The following is a 13,988-nucleotide window of genomic DNA, read 5'->3' on the forward strand; positions in this document are numbered from 1 at the left end:
GGAATACAACGATTCCAATGCCGGGCGAACACATGAACCCGCCGGGCTCACAGCACCGCACCTTGAAAAACTCTGGGATGAACTATAGCCAGCAGGGGGTACCGCTTGATCCCTCTAAAGTGTGATTTGCATCACCAACCCGTCTGCCACAGTCCTTTTCGCCATGCTGACGAAGGTCAGCGACGGAAGGATGGCTGAAAATTGGCAAATCACAAGTGAAGGCTTGGACTAGAGCGCTGCCGTGCCCGCGAGGGCACGGCAAGCAGCGTCAGAGGGTAGAGAGGAAGGTGCTGTTGTTGGCCTGCCATTCGATGATGTCGATACGGATACGTTTTTTGTCGAGCTTGCCGACACTGGTCTTGGGAATTTCCGTAACAACGGCGATCTGGCTTGGAATCGCCCACTTGCTCAGGTGGCCCAATTCCACGAATGGCTTGAGATGTTCCTTGAGCTCCTTGGCCCCTATCACATGGCCATCACGCACCACCAGCAACGCAAACGGGCGCTCACCCCACTGCGGGTCGGCAATCCCCACCACCGCTACTTCGCGTACCGCCGGGTGGCGGCTGACCAGGTCCTCAAGGGCCAGCGAGGAGATCCACTCGCCGCCGGTCTTGATCACGTCCTTGATGCGGTCGCGAATATCGATCACGCCGAAGGCATCGAGGGTGGCCACATCGCCGGTGTGCATCCAGCCGCCGGCCCACAGCTCGGCGCCCGTCTGCGGCTCGTTGAAATAGCCTTCGCTGAGCCATGGCGCGCGCAGCACCAGCTCGCCCTGGGATTCACCGTCGGCGGGCAGGAAGTTGCCCTCGCCATCGATGATCGCCGCTTCCACCAATGGCCCGGGCACGCCGGCCTTGATGCGGTAGGTGGTGCGCTCGTCTTCGGTGCCGGCCATCAGTTCTTCATTGAGATGGGCGCAGGACACCAGCGGCCCGGTCTCGGACATGCCGTACGCCGCTGTCAGTTGGATCCCGCGGGCCTTGGAGGCTTCATACAGTGAGCGATTGAGGGCGCTGCCACCGATGACGATTTTCCAGCCGCCGAAATCCACGCCCTGGCCGGCCTTGGCGTTGAGCACCATTTGCAGGATGGTCGGCACACAATGGGAGAAGGTGACCTTCTCCTTGCGCCACAGCTCCACCAGGTATTCGGGGTCGTAGCGGCCTGGATAAACCTGCTTCAGGCCGAGCATGGTCGCCACATACGGCAGGCCCCAGGCGTGCACGTGGAACATCGGAGTGATCGGCATGTAGACGTCGTTGGTGCCCAACAGACGCACGCTGTCGACGCTGCCCATGATGGTCGCCACGCCCATGGTGTGCAGCACCAGTTGACGGTGGGTGAAGTACACGCCCTTGGGATTGCCCGTGGTGCCCGTGGTGTAGAAGGTGGTGGCGACGGAGTTTTCGTCGAAATCCTCGAAGTCGTAGCGGGGGCTCGCCGCCGCCAGTAATGTTTCGTACTCACCCACGAGGTTGGGCAGCTCGGCGGTTTTGTCCGCGCCGTCGGTGAGCAGCAGGGTTTTGTCGACGGTGGTGAGGTGGCCGGCGATGGCCTGGTAGAGCCCCACGAACTCGCTGTTGACCAGCACAAAGCGGTCCTCGGCGTGGTTCATGGTGTACAGAATCTGTTCCGGGGACAGGCGCACGTTGATGGTGTGGATCACCGCACCAATCATCGGAATGGCAAACATGCATTCCAGGTAGCGGTGGCTGTCCCAGTCCATCACGGCCACGGTATCACCGGCCTTGACCCCGGCCTCGGTCAGCACATTGGCCAGGCGGGCGACGCGCTCGATCAGCGTCGGATAGGTGTAGCGCAACTGGTCGCGGTAGACGATTTCCCGGGTCTTCTCGTAGCGTGTCCCGGACATCAACAGGCGTTTGATCAACAGCGGGTATTGGTAGGCGCCTTCGGCGGGCGGGATAACACGAGTCTGCAACATACGAATCCCTTATCTGACTGCACGGTCTTGGCTGAAACATCTGCACTTTAGAGCGCTTATGTTTCAGCCAAATCAGCCAAAGGAATGATTTGCAGAACCCAATGAATGCTAGCTTTGAGCCAGCATCCGGCTTATTTCATGCTGGTAAAGGCCAGCTTCACACCGATGGCAATCAGCACCGCGCCCATGGTGCGGTCGAACCAGTGGCCCATGCGTGCAAAACCGGCGCGTACGCGTTGCTGGCTGAACAGCATGGCCACCAGGCAAAACCAGATCGCGGTCGCCACGGCCAGGTACACGCCGTAACCGGCCTGGACCGCCAACGGCGTGTGGGGATTGATCACCACGGTGAACAGCGACAGGAAGAACAGCGTGGCCTTGGGGTTCAAGCCATTGGTGACAAAACCCGAGGTAAACGCACCACGGGCAGTGCGCTCGCCCGCTTCCAGGTGCAGGTCTTCTTCACTGGCAGGCTTGGCCGGCTGGGCGCGCAGGGCCTTGAAGCCGATGTACAGCAGGTAGGCCGCCGCCGCCCATTTCAGCGCATTGAACAGCACGATGGACTGGGACACGATCAAGCCGATGCCCAGCAGCGAATACCCCACGTGCAGGAAAATCGCCGAACCGACGCCCAACGCCGTCCAGGTGCCGGCCCGTCGGCCATGGGTCACGCTTTCACGTACCACCACGGCGAAATCCGGGCCAGGGCTGGCCACCGCCAACAGGTGAATCAGTGCCACGGTCAAGAACTCGGTGAGGTACATGCACACTCCAGGAAGTAACTGATTATTTCATCTGATAGGCTCGGCAGATTACGCCTTCGAATCCCGCCGCAAAAGGTACAGTTGATGACGAACAATCGCCGCGCCGTCTTCCTTGATCACCCTTCCCTGGACCTCGGGGACCTGGACCTCAGCGGGTTGCAGGCACTCTTCAGCGAACTGAGCCTGCACCAGCAGACCACACCCGAAAACATTATCGAACGCCTGCAAGGCGCGCAGGTGGCCATCAGCAACAAGATCGCGCTGAATGCCGAGACCCTGGCGGCCTGCCCCGAGCTGAAGCTGATCCTGGTGACCGCCACCGGCACCAACAACGTCGACCTCGCCGCCGCCCGCGCCCACGGCGTTACCGTGAGCAATTGCCAGGGTTACGGCACGCCATCGGTGGCGCAGCATACGATCATGCTGCTGCTGAACCTGGCGACGCGCCTGAACGACTATCAACGGGATGTGCAGGCGGGGCACTGGCAACAAGCCAAGCAGTTCTGCCTGCTGGACTACCCGATCGTCGAACTGGAAGGCAAAACCCTCGGGCTGCTGGGCCATGGTGAATTGGGCGGTGCCGTTGCGCGCCTGGCTGAAGCCTTTGGCATGCGCGTGATCCTGGGCGCCATTCCAGGCCGCCCGGCCCGTGCCGATCGCGTGCCGCTGGACGAGTTGCTGGCGCAGGTCGACGCACTGACCCTGCACTGCCCGCTCAACGAACACACCCGCGACTTTATCGGTGCCCGCGAACTGGCGCTGCTCAAGCCCGGCGCATTTATCGTCAACACGGCCCGTGGTGGCTTGATCAACGAACAGGCCCTGGCCGATGCCTTGCGCAGTGGGCACCTGGGCGGCGCGGCGACCGATGTATTGAGCGTGGAACCGCCGGTGAACGGCAACCCATTGCTGGCCGGCGACATCCCGCGCTTGATCGTCACCCCGCACAACGCCTGGGGCAGCCGCGAAGCCCGGCAGCGGATCGTCGGCCAATTGATCGAAAACACTCAGGGCTTTTTCAGCGGCGCCCCGCTGCGTGTCGTCAGTTGATAAACTGCGCCCCTTTTCAAGGAGCAGACCATGGATCCGCGCAGTGAAGTACTGCTTCGCCAGGCCGAACTTTTTCAAGGCGACGTGCTGCTGGTGGGCTTGCCCGCCGACGACCTGCTGGGCCGCCTGCCCAATGCCCATGGCTGGAGCTGGCACGCCGGCGACCAGGCCGCACTGGACGCACGTTTTGCCGAGCGCAGCCAGTTCGGTGTGAACGTGCCCGAGCGTTCGTTCGAGACCGCGGTGGTGTTCCTGCCCAAGTCCAAGGACCTCACCGACTACCTGCTCAATGCCGTGGCGGCGCGTTTGCCCGGCAAGGAGTTGTACCTGGTGGGGGAGAAGAAAGGCGGCATCGAAAGCGCGGCCAAGCAACTGAATCCGTTCGGCAAGCCGCGCAAGCTCGACAACGCGCGGCACTGCCAGTTGTGGCTGGTGACGGTGGCCAACGCCCCCGAGCCGGTAGAACTGGAGAGCCTGGCGCAGGTGTTCGAGGTGCCGCTGGCTGAGGGCCCGCTCAAGGTGGTGAGCCTGCCGGGCGTGTTCAGCCACGGTCGGCTGGATCGCGGTACCGCATTGCTGCTGGAGCATCTGGACAAGTTGCCGAGCGGTCACTTGCTGGATTTCGGTTGTGGCGCGGGTGTGCTCGGGGCAGCGGTCAAGCGTCGCTACCCGCATAACACGGTGACAATGCTCGACGTGGATGCCTTTGCCGCTGCCAGCAGTCGCCTGACATTGGCGGCCAATGGCCTGGAAGCCGAGGTGTTGACCGGTGATGGCATCGACGCTGCTCCGATGAATCTGAACGCGATTCTGAGCAACCCGCCGTTCCACGTCGGGGTGCACACCGATTATTTCGCCACCGAGAACCTGCTGCGAAAAGCGGCCAAACATCTGGCAAAAGGCGGCGAACTTCGCTTGGTCGCGAACAGCTTCCTGAAGTATCAGCCGCTGATTGAAGAGCATCTTGGGGTGTGCGCAATCAAGGCAGAAGGCCAGGGTTTTCGCATTTACCGTGCCAAGCGCGGCTGAGGTCTTTTTCCAAAAGAAGGCTTGCCGAATGGATTTTGCCTAGGCAGAATCCGCTCCGTCCTAGGGGAGTAGTCTCCCACGAGCGCCACGCTCGTCCGGCATACGTCAACATACTTGGTCAACAGGCCATGGCGTATGCGACCCAGGAGTCCGCACAGACGGACCGGGGTTTGACAAGACCTATGACACGAACACCTTACCCGGGGCGGGAAGGCTGTACGTGTCATAGCCGTGTCGACCCGCCCCTGGAACTTACCTGATGCTGGATTCTCTGCTCGTCCCTACCGCAATCGTTGCCTTGGCCGAAATTGGCGACAAGACGCAACTGCTCGCGCTCATTCTCGCTGCACGCTTTCGCAAACCCTGGCCGATCATCGCCGGCATCGTTGCCGCGACCCTGGCCAACCATGCGGCCGCCGGTGCCGTGGGGGCCTGGTTCGGGAGTTTCTTCTCGGATGCGGTGCTGCACTGGATCCTCGCGGCGAGCTTCTGCGCCACGGCGCTGTGGACCCTCGTGCCCGACAAGCTCGACGATGACGAAGCCAGCACTTCCCGCAAGTTCGGGCCCTTCCTGACCACGCTGATCGCGTTCTTCCTCGCGGAAATCGGCGACAAGACCCAGATCGCTACCGTGATGCTCGCGGCGCAATACCCGGAACTGTGGCTGGTAATTATCGGCACCACCCTGGGCATGTTGATTGCCAACGTGCCGGTGGTGCTGGCGGGTAATTTTGCCGCGGACAAATTGCCGCTGACGCTGATTCGTCGACTGGCGGCTACGGCATTCTTCATCCTGGCCATTGTTGCGGTGTACAAGGCCATGCAGAGCAGTGGCTGGATCTAAACGTAACCCCATATGGGAGCTGGGCTTTTTTGGGAGCTGGCTTGCCTGCGATAGCATCACCTCGGTGCAACTGACACACCGAGGTGCCTGCATCGCGGGCAAGCCCGACTCCCACACAAGCCGGGCCCCCACATTCAGATTTGCATTTCAGCCTTATAAATCAGGATTTTTTCGCCTGCTGATACAACGGCATCACCTTCGGAATCGCCGCCTGCAACGAGGCGATCCGGCTGTCGGAGGCAGGGTGGGTGCTCATGAATTCAGGTGGCGAGCCTTCCGAAGCCTTGGCCATTTTGTTCCACAGGGTAATCGCCGCGTTCGGGTTGTAACCGGCACGCGCCGACAACTCCAGGCCGATCAGGTCCGCTTCGTTTTCATTGCTGCGGCTGTTGGGCAAGGTCATGCCGTAGTTGGCCACGGTATCGGCCAGCGCCAAGCTGTCCTGACCGAGGCCGAACAACGCACCGGCCCCCTGCTTCGCCATTTCGATACCGTAGGCCTTGGACATGGCTTCGCGGCCGTGTTCACGCAAGGCGTGGGCAATTTCATGGCCCATCACGGCGGCGAGTTCGTCGTCGGTCAACTTGAGATTGTCGATCAACGCGCTGTAGACAAAGATCTTGCCGCCAGGCCCGCAGTTGGCGTTCATCTCGTCACTTTTGATCAGGTTCACTTCCCACTTCCACTGCGCCGCATCCGGGCGGAAGGTGGGCGCCTGGGCGATCAGGCGGTTGGCAATCGCCTGCACGCGCTTGGCGTTGGCGCTGGTCTTGTCCACCAGGCCCTTGCCGCTGGCTTCACCCAGGGTCTGCTGGTAGGACTGCGCATACATCTGGTCGACTTCCTGGCTCGACAACATGCTGAACATGTACTGCTTGCGCTCAACGCCCACGGCGCCGCCGCTGGTGGTGTTGACCGACTGACAACCGGCGAGCAACAAAGCCGCGCCCAACGCACATACCGCCACTGTCTTTTTCATCAACCTGCTCCCTGAAAACATGGCGCGTATCGTAGTCGGCCAATTGTATCGACGCCAGATACAACAGACGTATAGCCACCTGATTTCAGATACATCCCACACTGCCGCAAAAAATTCACAAACGCTGGCAACCATTCCATTTACGACATTCGCCCATCCGGCACAGCCATTTTGAGGTAATGGCCCTCATGTCTCCCCCGCCCGCGGCCGATATACACAAGCAGCCAATCTCCCCCTGCGTTCGGAGCCGTCATGAAGTTCAAGTCGATTCAATTTTCTGTCGCGGCACTGGCCGGGGCCATTGTCCTGAGCGTGGTGGCGGTGTTGGTGCTGTATGCCTTGTTCGCCGGGGCGCGCACCCAGGAGATGGTGCAGGAACGCACCCAGGGTCAATTCGAACAAATCATCGAGCAGCGCCTGACCGCCCTGGCGCAAACCCAGGCGACGCTGATCCAGCGCGAACTCGAAGCGCCGCTGGTGACGGCCAAGGGCCTGGCCACCGCCAACGCCCTGATGGGCATGAAAGACGCCAACGGCAACCCGCAACTGGCGGTCTCCCGCGAACAGCTGATCAACCTGATCCACGAAACCGTGGTGCGTAACCCGAAGATTCTCGGCGCCTATATAGGCTGGGAAGCCAACGCCATCGACCACAACGATGCTGCCTACGTCAACAGCCCGGTGGTCGGCATCGAAACCAACGGCCGCTTCCTGCCGTGGTGGTTCCGCAATGCCGACGGCAGCCTGGGCCTGGATAAACTGGCTGACGTGGCCGACCAGACCATCCTGTCCACCGGCGTGCGCGCCAGTGAGTACTACCTGTGTTCCAAGGAAAGCAAAAAGCCCTGCGCCATCGATCCGGCCCCTTATAAAGTCGGGAATGCGATGGTGATGCTCGCCTCGTTTATCGAACCAATCATGATCGACGGCACCTTCCAGGGCATCGTCGGCGCCGACCTGTCGGTGAACTTCATCCAGGAAATGCTCACCAAGGCTGATCAGAATTTGTACAACGGTGCTGGCGAACTGGCGCTGATTTCCAGCAACGGTCGCCTGGTGGCCTATACCAAGGACGCCAGCAAGCTCGGGGAAAAAGCCAGCGACCTGCTGGACAGCAACGAACTGGCCAACCTCGGCCAACTGAAAATCGGCGAGGTGCGCTATGACGTGGACAAGCAACACGGGCATATCGAGCTGTTCCTGCCGTTCAACATCGGCCAGACCGACGCCCGCTGGACCCTGCTCCTGCAACTGCCCCTGAGTGCGGTAATGGCCGACCTGCAGGCGATGCAGCACGACCTCGACGCCCAGCGCAAAACCGATATTTTCGGCATGGCCGTGGCCGGGCTGCTGATCGCCGGCATCGGCTTGCTGGTGATCTGGCTGGTGGGCCACGGCATTGCCCGGCCGCTCAAGCAAATGGTGGCGATGCTCAATGACATCGCCCAGGGCGAAGGCGACCTGACCCGGCGCCTGACCAGTGATCGCGCCGACGAACTGGGGGCGATTGCCAGCGGCTTCAATACATTCCTGGCCAAGTTGCAGGGGATGATTACCCAGGTGGTGAGTTCGGTGCAGAAGGTCAGCGACTCGTCGGAGCACACCGCCGACATCGCGATTCGCACCAACCAGGGCGTGCACAAGCAAATGGTCGAGATCGACCAGGTGGCTACCGCCGTGCACGAGATGACCGCGACCGCACAGGACGTGGCGCGCAACGCCACCCAGGCCGCACAGGCCGCCAGCCACGCTGATCAAGCGGCGAGCCAGGGCATGCAGATTGTGCGCGACACCTCCACCTCCATCGGCGCCCTCGCCGAGGAAATCGGCAAGGCGGTCGGTGTGGTGCAGGCGCTGGCCAAGGACAGCGAGAACATCAATGCCATCCTCACGGCGATTCGCGGGATTGCCGAGCAGACCAACCTGCTGGCGCTCAACGCGGCAATCGAAGCCGCACGGGCCGGTGAGCAAGGGCGCGGGTTTGCGGTGGTGGCCGACGAGGTGCGCAACCTGGCGCAGAAGACCCAGAAGGCTACCGAAGAAATCCAGGCCATGATCCAGCAACTGCAGCAGGGCACCCGCGACGTGGTGCGAGTGATGGAAGACAGCCAGAACCGCACCGATGAAAGCGTGCAGCACGCGGCCAAGGCGGCCCAGGCGCTGGAGACCATTACCCGGGCGGTGTCGGTGATCAACGACATGAACACCCAGATCGCCAGCGCCGCCGAGGAACAGAGCGCGGTGGCCGAGGACATTAACCGTAACGTGATCAATATCGGACAGGTGGCCAATGAAGTGGCCGGCGGAGCGGATGAGTCGAGCGCGGCCAGCGCAGACCTGACCAAGCTGGCGGAGCAGCAGCGGCGGTTGATCAATCAGTTCAAGGTTTGAGTCAAGCGGCGCCCTTTCGGGCGCCTTCGCGAGCAAGCCCGCTCCCACATTCGATCGCATTCCTTCAGTTGAAATGCAATCAAATGTGGGAGCGGGCTTGCTCGCGAAGAGGCCGGCCGATTCAACACAACGCTCAACCCGGCGTCAGGCACTCCGGTCCATTCAGCTTCGGATCGTTGACCATATTGGCCAGCACCCGCTCGCGCAACGCGGTGGGTTCACTGGCCAACAAGGCCTGCAAGGTGTGCAGCGGGGTCTCGGGGTTCAGCCAGGCTGCCTGCCCCGCCGCATCCAGAATCAACGGTCGGCGTTGACTCTGCGCCGCCTGGGTCACCACCGCCGTACTCAACCAAACCTGCTCCTGCACCGGATACGCCTCCCAGATCGCGGCAAAGAACAGTGTGCTGCCCTCCCCCGGCGTCAGCCAGTACGGGCGCTTGCGCTGGGTGCCGCGCCATTCGTAGAAACCATTGGCCGGCAGCAGGCAGCGGCGCTGGCGAAACGCTTCGCGAAACATCGGCTGTTCGGCAAGGGTTTCCGCCCGGGCATGGGCTGGTGTACGAGAGAGATCGGTCAGCCAGGGCGGCGTCAGGCCCCAGCGCGCCCGCGCCAGGGTGTGCTGGCCGTCGCTCAGGCGCTGGATCAGCACCGAGTCATTGGGAGAGATGTTCCACTGGGCCTGCTGGTCGGCCGGGAAGCCCGGCAAGGCAGCAAACGTGGGGTTCCAGCGAAACAGGGCATAACGTCCACACATGGGGCAACACGACTCTTGGAGAAACTGGCCGACAGCCTAACAGACCAGCACGTCGGGAAAGCTGTCGGGTTCATCACCGGGCAGTGGTTGCGCACCGTTGTAGGCGGTGATCAGCTCGCGGGCGTAGGCGGCCTGGTCGTTCTCCACCGCCAGCGCCAGCAGGCCATAGATCGGCAGTTCGCCGGTACCCCCGAGCAAATCGCGCCCCACCAGGTGCGCGGTGATGCCCTCGCTTTCGAGCATGCCTTGCAGCAGCTCGCCTTCCATCAGGTTTTCCGGCTCGTAGATTCGCTGCATGGGCGTACCTTTATTCGTTCTCGCTGCGCACGTTGAGCATCCATTCGTCGTCATGAACCTGCAGCTCGAAAACAATGGGCCGGCAGCACACCGGGCAGTCCTCAATATATTCCTGATCGCCCGCCGACAGGTCCAGTAGCGCCGTGACTACCTCTCCACAATAAGGACATTCGTACGACTCCTCTTCCATCGCGGTCTCCAAGGTGACTTGTGCGTATAATCGCCGGTCTATTTACAGGGCTATTTTTCGTCCCGGCCAATTGCCCGGACCACGCCCTGATATTTATTGTTCCAAACCTTTACTTACCCTAGCCGTTTCTAACAAGAGAGCATGATGGGCGAATTCGATACCATCCGACCTTACAACGACAGCGAAGTCCCGGCAGTGCTGGCCCGACTGTTCAGTGACAAGGCCTTTCTGGACATCCTGACCCACTTTCGCTTCCCGCGCTTTGCCGGCGCCTTCGGCTGGCTGCTCAAGCCGATGATCGCTCATAAACTGCGCCGTGAGTTCGCCGGCGTCACTACCGTGGCCACGCTGCAGGACAAAGTCGAGTTTTACGTCGACCACACCATCGAGCGGGCAACCGACGGCGTGACCTATACCGGCGTGGAGCAGTTCAAGTCCGGCAGCGCCTACCTGTTCCTGGCCAACCACCGCGACATCGTGATGGACCCGGCCTTCGTCAACTACGCCGTGTATCACGCCGGCCTGCCGACGCCACGCATCGCCATCGGCGACAACCTGCTGCAAAAGCCGTTTGTCAGCGACCTGATGCGCCTGAACAAGAGTTTCATCGTGCACCGCTCGATCACCGGGCGCAAAGAGAAGATGGCGGCCTACCAGTTGCTGTCGGCCTACATCAACCATTCGATTCGCAACGACTGCCAGTCGATCTGGATCGCCCAGGCCGAAGGCCGCGCCAAGGATGGGGATGATCGCACCGAGTCGGCGATCCTCAAGATGTTCCACATGAGCCGCAAGGACGAGCCGTTCGCCGAAGTCATCCAGTCACTGAACCTGACGCCGGTGTCCATCAGCTACGAATACGACCCGTGCGACGCAGCCAAGGCCCGCGAGCTGTACATCCGCGCCACCACCGGCACCTACAGCAAGGCGCCGGGGGAAGATGACGTGAGCATTGCCCTGGGCATCACCGGCTACAAGGGCCGGGTACACGTCAACTTCGCGCCGCCGATCACCGAGGCGTTCGAAGACACCAAGCTGTTGGCGATCGAAATGGACCGGCAGATCCTGGGTGGGTATCGGTTGTTCCCGGTGCATTACCTGGCGTACGCCCAATGGAGCGATGCCGATCCGCAATTGCAGGTACCGACCGCAGCCGAGGTATTCCCGGCGGACGAGTTGGCCAAGGCAAAGGCAGAGTGGGAGCGGCGCTTGAATGCGTGCCCGGCCGAGCATCGGCCGTATCTGGTATTGCAATACGCGACGCCGGTGAGGAATCAGTACCGGGTCAAGGCCGGGATTGCCCTGTAACCCGGTACCAGCAACAGCGCAAACCCAATGTGGGAGCGGGCTTGCTCGCGAAGGCGGTGGATCAGCCAATCATGTATTGACTGACACCGCGCTTTCGCGAGCGAGCCCGCTCCCACAGTTGTTTTTAGGGTGTTCCTACAATCGGGTACTAAGAAAGGACACCAGCAACGCCAGCCCCAGACAGGCAAACCCCAACCGGTAGAACAGGCGATAGGTACGCTGCGTCAACACGTCCAGATACAGCATCGGCTGATCAATGGCACGCAGTTCGCTTTGCGCGGCAAGGCGGGCCATCGCGCGCTGTTCATGCAGGCGCGTGACAAACAGCAGCCATGCCGCCGGGCAGGCCAGTAACAGGGCAAGGGAATTGAGCAGTAGTGCGGTCAGCGACATCGCAAACCTCGATGTATCAGTGTCTTGGTATCAATCCAGATACAAACCTGAATGATATGCGCCGCCTGCGCGTCATTACTCCTTCCCCATTGACGGCTAATGTATCCAGTAATTTACAGCGTCACCTGAACGTCACCTTAACAAGCCACTCTGTTGCCCTTCGAAAGCCCGGGAGCTTGTCATGTTGCACGCGCAGAACCAGGATCGGCTGTATCTGATTGCCCCAAGTGATGAGCAAGAGGCCCTGGTGGGCGGCCTCGCGTTCAATGTGCAGGACCGCCACTGGCTGGTGTATTGCGCCCTCGGCGGGCATCAACATGCCGACCTGCCGGAGCTGGACTTGCTCACTGGCGTGAGTGTGCTGGACTTTTATGTCGAAACGGCTGCATGAAAACGGCAGGCGTAAAAAAACCGGGCTCAGTGATGAGCCCGGTTTTTTGATCGTTCCCACGCGCCGCAAAGGAATGCCGACTGGGGCGCTCCGCGCCCGCCTGACGGTTACTGCGAGCTGAGCAGCGAACCGATGCTCGGGTCCTTGAACAGGCGCGTCAGGGCATCGCTCAACACGTCGCTGACCAGCTTGGTGTTGGTTTCCTGGTTCGGCGCCATGCCGAAGCGCTGGTCCAGGGATGCGCCGTAACGGCCGCTGTAGCGACGGGTACCGGCAGTCACGTCGGACTTGAAGGTCGCGCCGATGGTGGCTTCAGTCACGTACAGGCCTTCCTTGGGCGACTGATACTTCAGCTCGGCCAGGGTGATGGTCAGTTGTGGCGCACCTGGCGAGTTGGAAGGGGTGAAGCCCAACAGGCGCACGGCCGCTTCGGCCTGGGCTTGCAGCTTGGGCAGCACGTCCGCACCGGTCACCGTAATGGCGCTGGTTTCCGGGTACAGGCCGCCACGGGTGCCGAGGGTCGGCGACGGACGACCGTCAACCACACGCACCGACACCGGCTGGCCATGGCCGACAGGCGCCAGCTGGGTGGTGATTTTCGGTTGCGGGCTGAGTTGTTGCGGGCTGTGGGCGCAGCCAACCAGGGTCAAACTGGTCACAGTGATCAAACCGAACAACAGGCGTTGCAACATACTCATTTCTCCAGGACTAGATGCAAACAGGGCGCCAGTATAACGGTGAGCGCGCGCCACTCACCAGAATTCCTGAACGGCGCCTGAACTGTCGGCGAAATTACAATTTTCACACAGAACCGTCACCTCAATGTCATGCCAGACTGCCAACCTTCGCAGCATGTAACGAACCGGGTACACAGCCATGCGCCTTCTCAAATCTTTGTTCTTTTCCCACGCCAGCCATCGCCACTTCGCCCTGCTCGACGCCCAAGGCTGCTGCCAGGCTTTCAAGCAGTGCAGCCTGCCGCCCGTCGGTGAAGGCTGGGTCGAAGTCGAAGAGACCCGCCTGAGCTGGATGCACCGTCCGCTGCCCGCCAGCGCGCGCGTCAGCCCCCGGGTTTCGCAGCCACAGGCACGGCACGCGTTGGCCTCCTGACCAGACTGCTAATAAAAGTCATTAAACACGTCCATTTGCGCGCATTTCTTCGCTACAATCTCCCCCCGATTATAAGGACGTCTCCTGATCGGGCCTCGCAGCATCGCTAATGCACTTGTATTAGCTCCCCCGCACCGCCCACAGAGAGCCGCCCACACAGATCGTGTGAAGCTGGCGAGCTTGCTGTTTTCTCTGCAAACCATCGTCTTTACCCGAATCTGCCAGAGCTGCCATGCGCTCGGCCACTTGAGTTGTTTGCCCGTTTTGCCGCTTGCCGGCAGTGATTTCGGGCCAGGTGCCAGGCTGGGGCAGCCCTTTTTTGAGGTTCACGTCTTCAAAAGAGCGTGAAAAAAACGGGTTTTCACAACTTCACAAGAGTGTGGCGAGCAAATGAATAGTTTTGCGTTTGTACAAGCACCATCAGCGTCTGGAACAGCCCCACCACACAGGACCGAGCACTCCTCAAGAACCGGAGCTTGAAGCCTGTCCGCTACGGATTTGGTTGCACGATCGGACGAGCTTGACCATAAGTCGAAT

15 protein-coding genes and 1 riboswitch are annotated in these 13,988 nt (G+C 61.1%); of the genes, 7 read left to right on the forward strand and 8 right to left on the reverse strand.

Annotated features, from left to right (window positions below):
- Window positions 1-268 precede the first annotated feature (268 nt).
- Window positions 269-1,951, reverse strand: coding sequence for a fatty acid--CoA ligase (locus V6607_RS27805; protein WP_338742036.1), 1,683 nt, complete (start codon window positions 1,949-1,951; stop codon window positions 269-271).
- Window positions 1,952-2,082: 131 nt separating this feature from the next.
- Window positions 2,083-2,715, reverse strand: a complete 633-nt coding sequence (locus tag V6607_RS27810) for a LysE family transporter (protein WP_003216169.1) — start codon at window positions 2,713-2,715, stop codon at window positions 2,083-2,085.
- An 84-nt stretch (window positions 2,716-2,799) separates the two neighbouring features.
- Between V6607_RS27810 and V6607_RS27815 the strand changes: the two genes are divergently transcribed.
- The 3 genes from V6607_RS27815 to V6607_RS27825 all read left to right on the forward strand — a co-directional run bounded on the left by V6607_RS27815 (window position 2,800) and on the right by V6607_RS27825 (window position 5,638).
- A complete protein-coding gene (locus tag V6607_RS27815; protein WP_102604708.1) occupies window positions 2,800-3,765 on the forward strand; it encodes a 2-hydroxyacid dehydrogenase in 966 nt (321 codons plus the stop codon).
- A 30-nt stretch (window positions 3,766-3,795) separates the two neighbouring features.
- Entirely contained in the window at window positions 3,796-4,794 is a 999-nt protein-coding gene (locus V6607_RS27820; protein WP_008434258.1) for a class I SAM-dependent methyltransferase, read from the forward strand.
- Window positions 4,795-4,845: 51 nt separating this feature from the next.
- Window positions 4,846-4,965: riboswitch (yybP-ykoY riboswitch) on the forward strand.
- Window positions 4,966-5,053: 88 nt separating this feature from the next.
- Window positions 5,054-5,638, forward strand: coding sequence for a TMEM165/GDT1 family protein (locus V6607_RS27825; protein WP_003216166.1), 585 nt, complete (start codon window positions 5,054-5,056; stop codon window positions 5,636-5,638).
- A 160-nt stretch (window positions 5,639-5,798) separates the two neighbouring features.
- Here V6607_RS27825 and V6607_RS27830 read toward each other — a convergent pair whose 3' ends face one another.
- On the reverse strand, window positions 5,799-6,617 hold the full coding sequence (locus V6607_RS27830; RefSeq protein WP_003216165.1) for a M48 family metallopeptidase: 819 nt from the start codon (window positions 6,615-6,617) through the stop codon (window positions 5,799-5,801).
- Window positions 6,618-6,869: 252 nt separating this feature from the next.
- On the opposite strand from V6607_RS27830, the gene V6607_RS27835 reads away from it, so the two are divergent.
- On the forward strand, window positions 6,870-9,008 hold the full coding sequence (locus V6607_RS27835; protein ID WP_008434262.1) for a methyl-accepting chemotaxis protein: 2,139 nt from the start codon (window positions 6,870-6,872) through the stop codon (window positions 9,006-9,008).
- A 133-nt stretch (window positions 9,009-9,141) separates the two neighbouring features.
- Here the strand turns inward: V6607_RS27835 and V6607_RS27840 are convergent, their stop codons facing one another.
- Genes V6607_RS27840 through V6607_RS27850 form a run of 3 tightly spaced genes read right to left on the reverse strand, consistent with a single transcriptional unit; the run spans window position 9,142 to window position 10,249 of the window.
- Window positions 9,142-9,762, reverse strand: coding sequence for an SOS response-associated peptidase (locus V6607_RS27840; RefSeq protein ID WP_010170537.1), 621 nt, complete (start codon window positions 9,760-9,762; stop codon window positions 9,142-9,144).
- A 36-nt stretch (window positions 9,763-9,798) separates the two neighbouring features.
- Entirely contained in the window at window positions 9,799-10,059 is a 261-nt protein-coding gene (locus V6607_RS27845) for a DUF2007 domain-containing protein (protein ID WP_017477710.1), read from the reverse strand.
- A 10-nt stretch (window positions 10,060-10,069) separates the two neighbouring features.
- Entirely contained in the window at window positions 10,070-10,249 is a 180-nt protein-coding gene (locus V6607_RS27850; RefSeq protein WP_102369897.1) for a CPXCG motif-containing cysteine-rich protein, read from the reverse strand.
- Between the two features lie 144 nt (window positions 10,250-10,393).
- On the opposite strand from V6607_RS27850, the gene V6607_RS27855 reads away from it, so the two are divergent.
- On the forward strand, window positions 10,394-11,557 hold the full coding sequence (locus V6607_RS27855) for a 1-acyl-sn-glycerol-3-phosphate acyltransferase (RefSeq protein ID WP_029615884.1): 1,164 nt from the start codon (window positions 10,394-10,396) through the stop codon (window positions 11,555-11,557).
- A 135-nt stretch (window positions 11,558-11,692) separates the two neighbouring features.
- Here the strand turns inward: V6607_RS27855 and V6607_RS27860 are convergent, their stop codons facing one another.
- Window positions 11,693-11,950, reverse strand: coding sequence for a hypothetical protein (locus V6607_RS27860; RefSeq protein WP_003216159.1), 258 nt, complete (start codon window positions 11,948-11,950; stop codon window positions 11,693-11,695).
- Between the two features lie 181 nt (window positions 11,951-12,131).
- Between V6607_RS27860 and V6607_RS27865 the strand changes: the two genes are divergently transcribed.
- Entirely contained in the window at window positions 12,132-12,341 is a 210-nt protein-coding gene (locus tag V6607_RS27865) for a hypothetical protein (RefSeq protein WP_008434269.1), read from the forward strand.
- A gap of 107 nt (window positions 12,342-12,448) precedes the next feature.
- On the opposite strand, the gene V6607_RS27870 is transcribed toward V6607_RS27865, so the two are convergent.
- Window positions 12,449-13,033 carry a YajG family lipoprotein gene (locus V6607_RS27870; protein WP_003216157.1) on the reverse strand — a complete coding sequence of 195 codons (585 nt, stop codon included), beginning with the start codon at window positions 13,031-13,033 and terminating at the stop codon, window positions 12,449-12,451.
- Between the two features lie 184 nt (window positions 13,034-13,217).
- On the opposite strand from V6607_RS27870, the gene V6607_RS27875 reads away from it, so the two are divergent.
- Complete coding sequence (locus V6607_RS27875) at window positions 13,218-13,451, forward strand: hypothetical protein (RefSeq protein WP_003216156.1); 234 nt, start codon at window positions 13,218-13,220, stop codon at window positions 13,449-13,451.
- Window positions 13,452-13,988: the final 537 nt, after the last annotated feature.

It is taken from the genome of Pseudomonas sp. KK18 (assembly GCF_037094675.1).
Taxonomy (GTDB): Bacteria; Pseudomonadota; Gammaproteobacteria; order Pseudomonadales; family Pseudomonadaceae; genus Aquipseudomonas.

Excerpts from the sequence above, each read along its gene's own strand:
- V6607_RS27805 (WP_338742036.1), bottom strand. The coding sequence starts at position 1,951 with ATGTTGCAGACTCGTGTTATCCCGCCCGCCGAAGGCGCCTACCAATAC.
- V6607_RS27810 (WP_003216169.1), bottom strand. The coding sequence starts at position 2,715 with ATGTACCTCACCGAGTTCTTGACCGTGGCACTGATTCACCTGTTGGCG.
- V6607_RS27815 (WP_102604708.1), top strand. The coding sequence starts at position 2,800 with ATGACGAACAATCGCCGCGCCGTCTTCCTTGATCACCCTTCCCTGGAC.
- V6607_RS27820 (WP_008434258.1), top strand. The coding sequence starts at position 3,796 with ATGGATCCGCGCAGTGAAGTACTGCTTCGCCAGGCCGAACTTTTTCAA.
- V6607_RS27825 (WP_003216166.1), top strand. The coding sequence starts at position 5,054 with ATGCTGGATTCTCTGCTCGTCCCTACCGCAATCGTTGCCTTGGCCGAA.
- V6607_RS27830 (WP_003216165.1), bottom strand. The coding sequence starts at position 6,617 with ATGAAAAAGACAGTGGCGGTATGTGCGTTGGGCGCGGCTTTGTTGCTC.
- V6607_RS27835 (WP_008434262.1), top strand. The coding sequence starts at position 6,870 with ATGAAGTTCAAGTCGATTCAATTTTCTGTCGCGGCACTGGCCGGGGCC.
- V6607_RS27840 (WP_010170537.1), bottom strand. The coding sequence starts at position 9,762 with ATGTGTGGACGTTATGCCCTGTTTCGCTGGAACCCCACGTTTGCTGCC.
- V6607_RS27845 (WP_017477710.1), bottom strand. The coding sequence starts at position 10,059 with ATGCAGCGAATCTACGAGCCGGAAAACCTGATGGAAGGCGAGCTGCTG.
- V6607_RS27850 (WP_102369897.1), bottom strand. The coding sequence starts at position 10,249 with ATGGAAGAGGAGTCGTACGAATGTCCTTATTGTGGAGAGGTAGTCACG.
- V6607_RS27855 (WP_029615884.1), top strand. The coding sequence starts at position 10,394 with ATGGGCGAATTCGATACCATCCGACCTTACAACGACAGCGAAGTCCCG.
- V6607_RS27860 (WP_003216159.1), bottom strand. The coding sequence starts at position 11,950 with ATGTCGCTGACCGCACTACTGCTCAATTCCCTTGCCCTGTTACTGGCC.
- V6607_RS27865 (WP_008434269.1), top strand. The coding sequence starts at position 12,132 with ATGTTGCACGCGCAGAACCAGGATCGGCTGTATCTGATTGCCCCAAGT.
- V6607_RS27870 (WP_003216157.1), bottom strand. The coding sequence starts at position 13,033 with ATGTTGCAACGCCTGTTGTTCGGTTTGATCACTGTGACCAGTTTGACC.
- V6607_RS27875 (WP_003216156.1), top strand. The coding sequence starts at position 13,218 with ATGCGCCTTCTCAAATCTTTGTTCTTTTCCCACGCCAGCCATCGCCAC.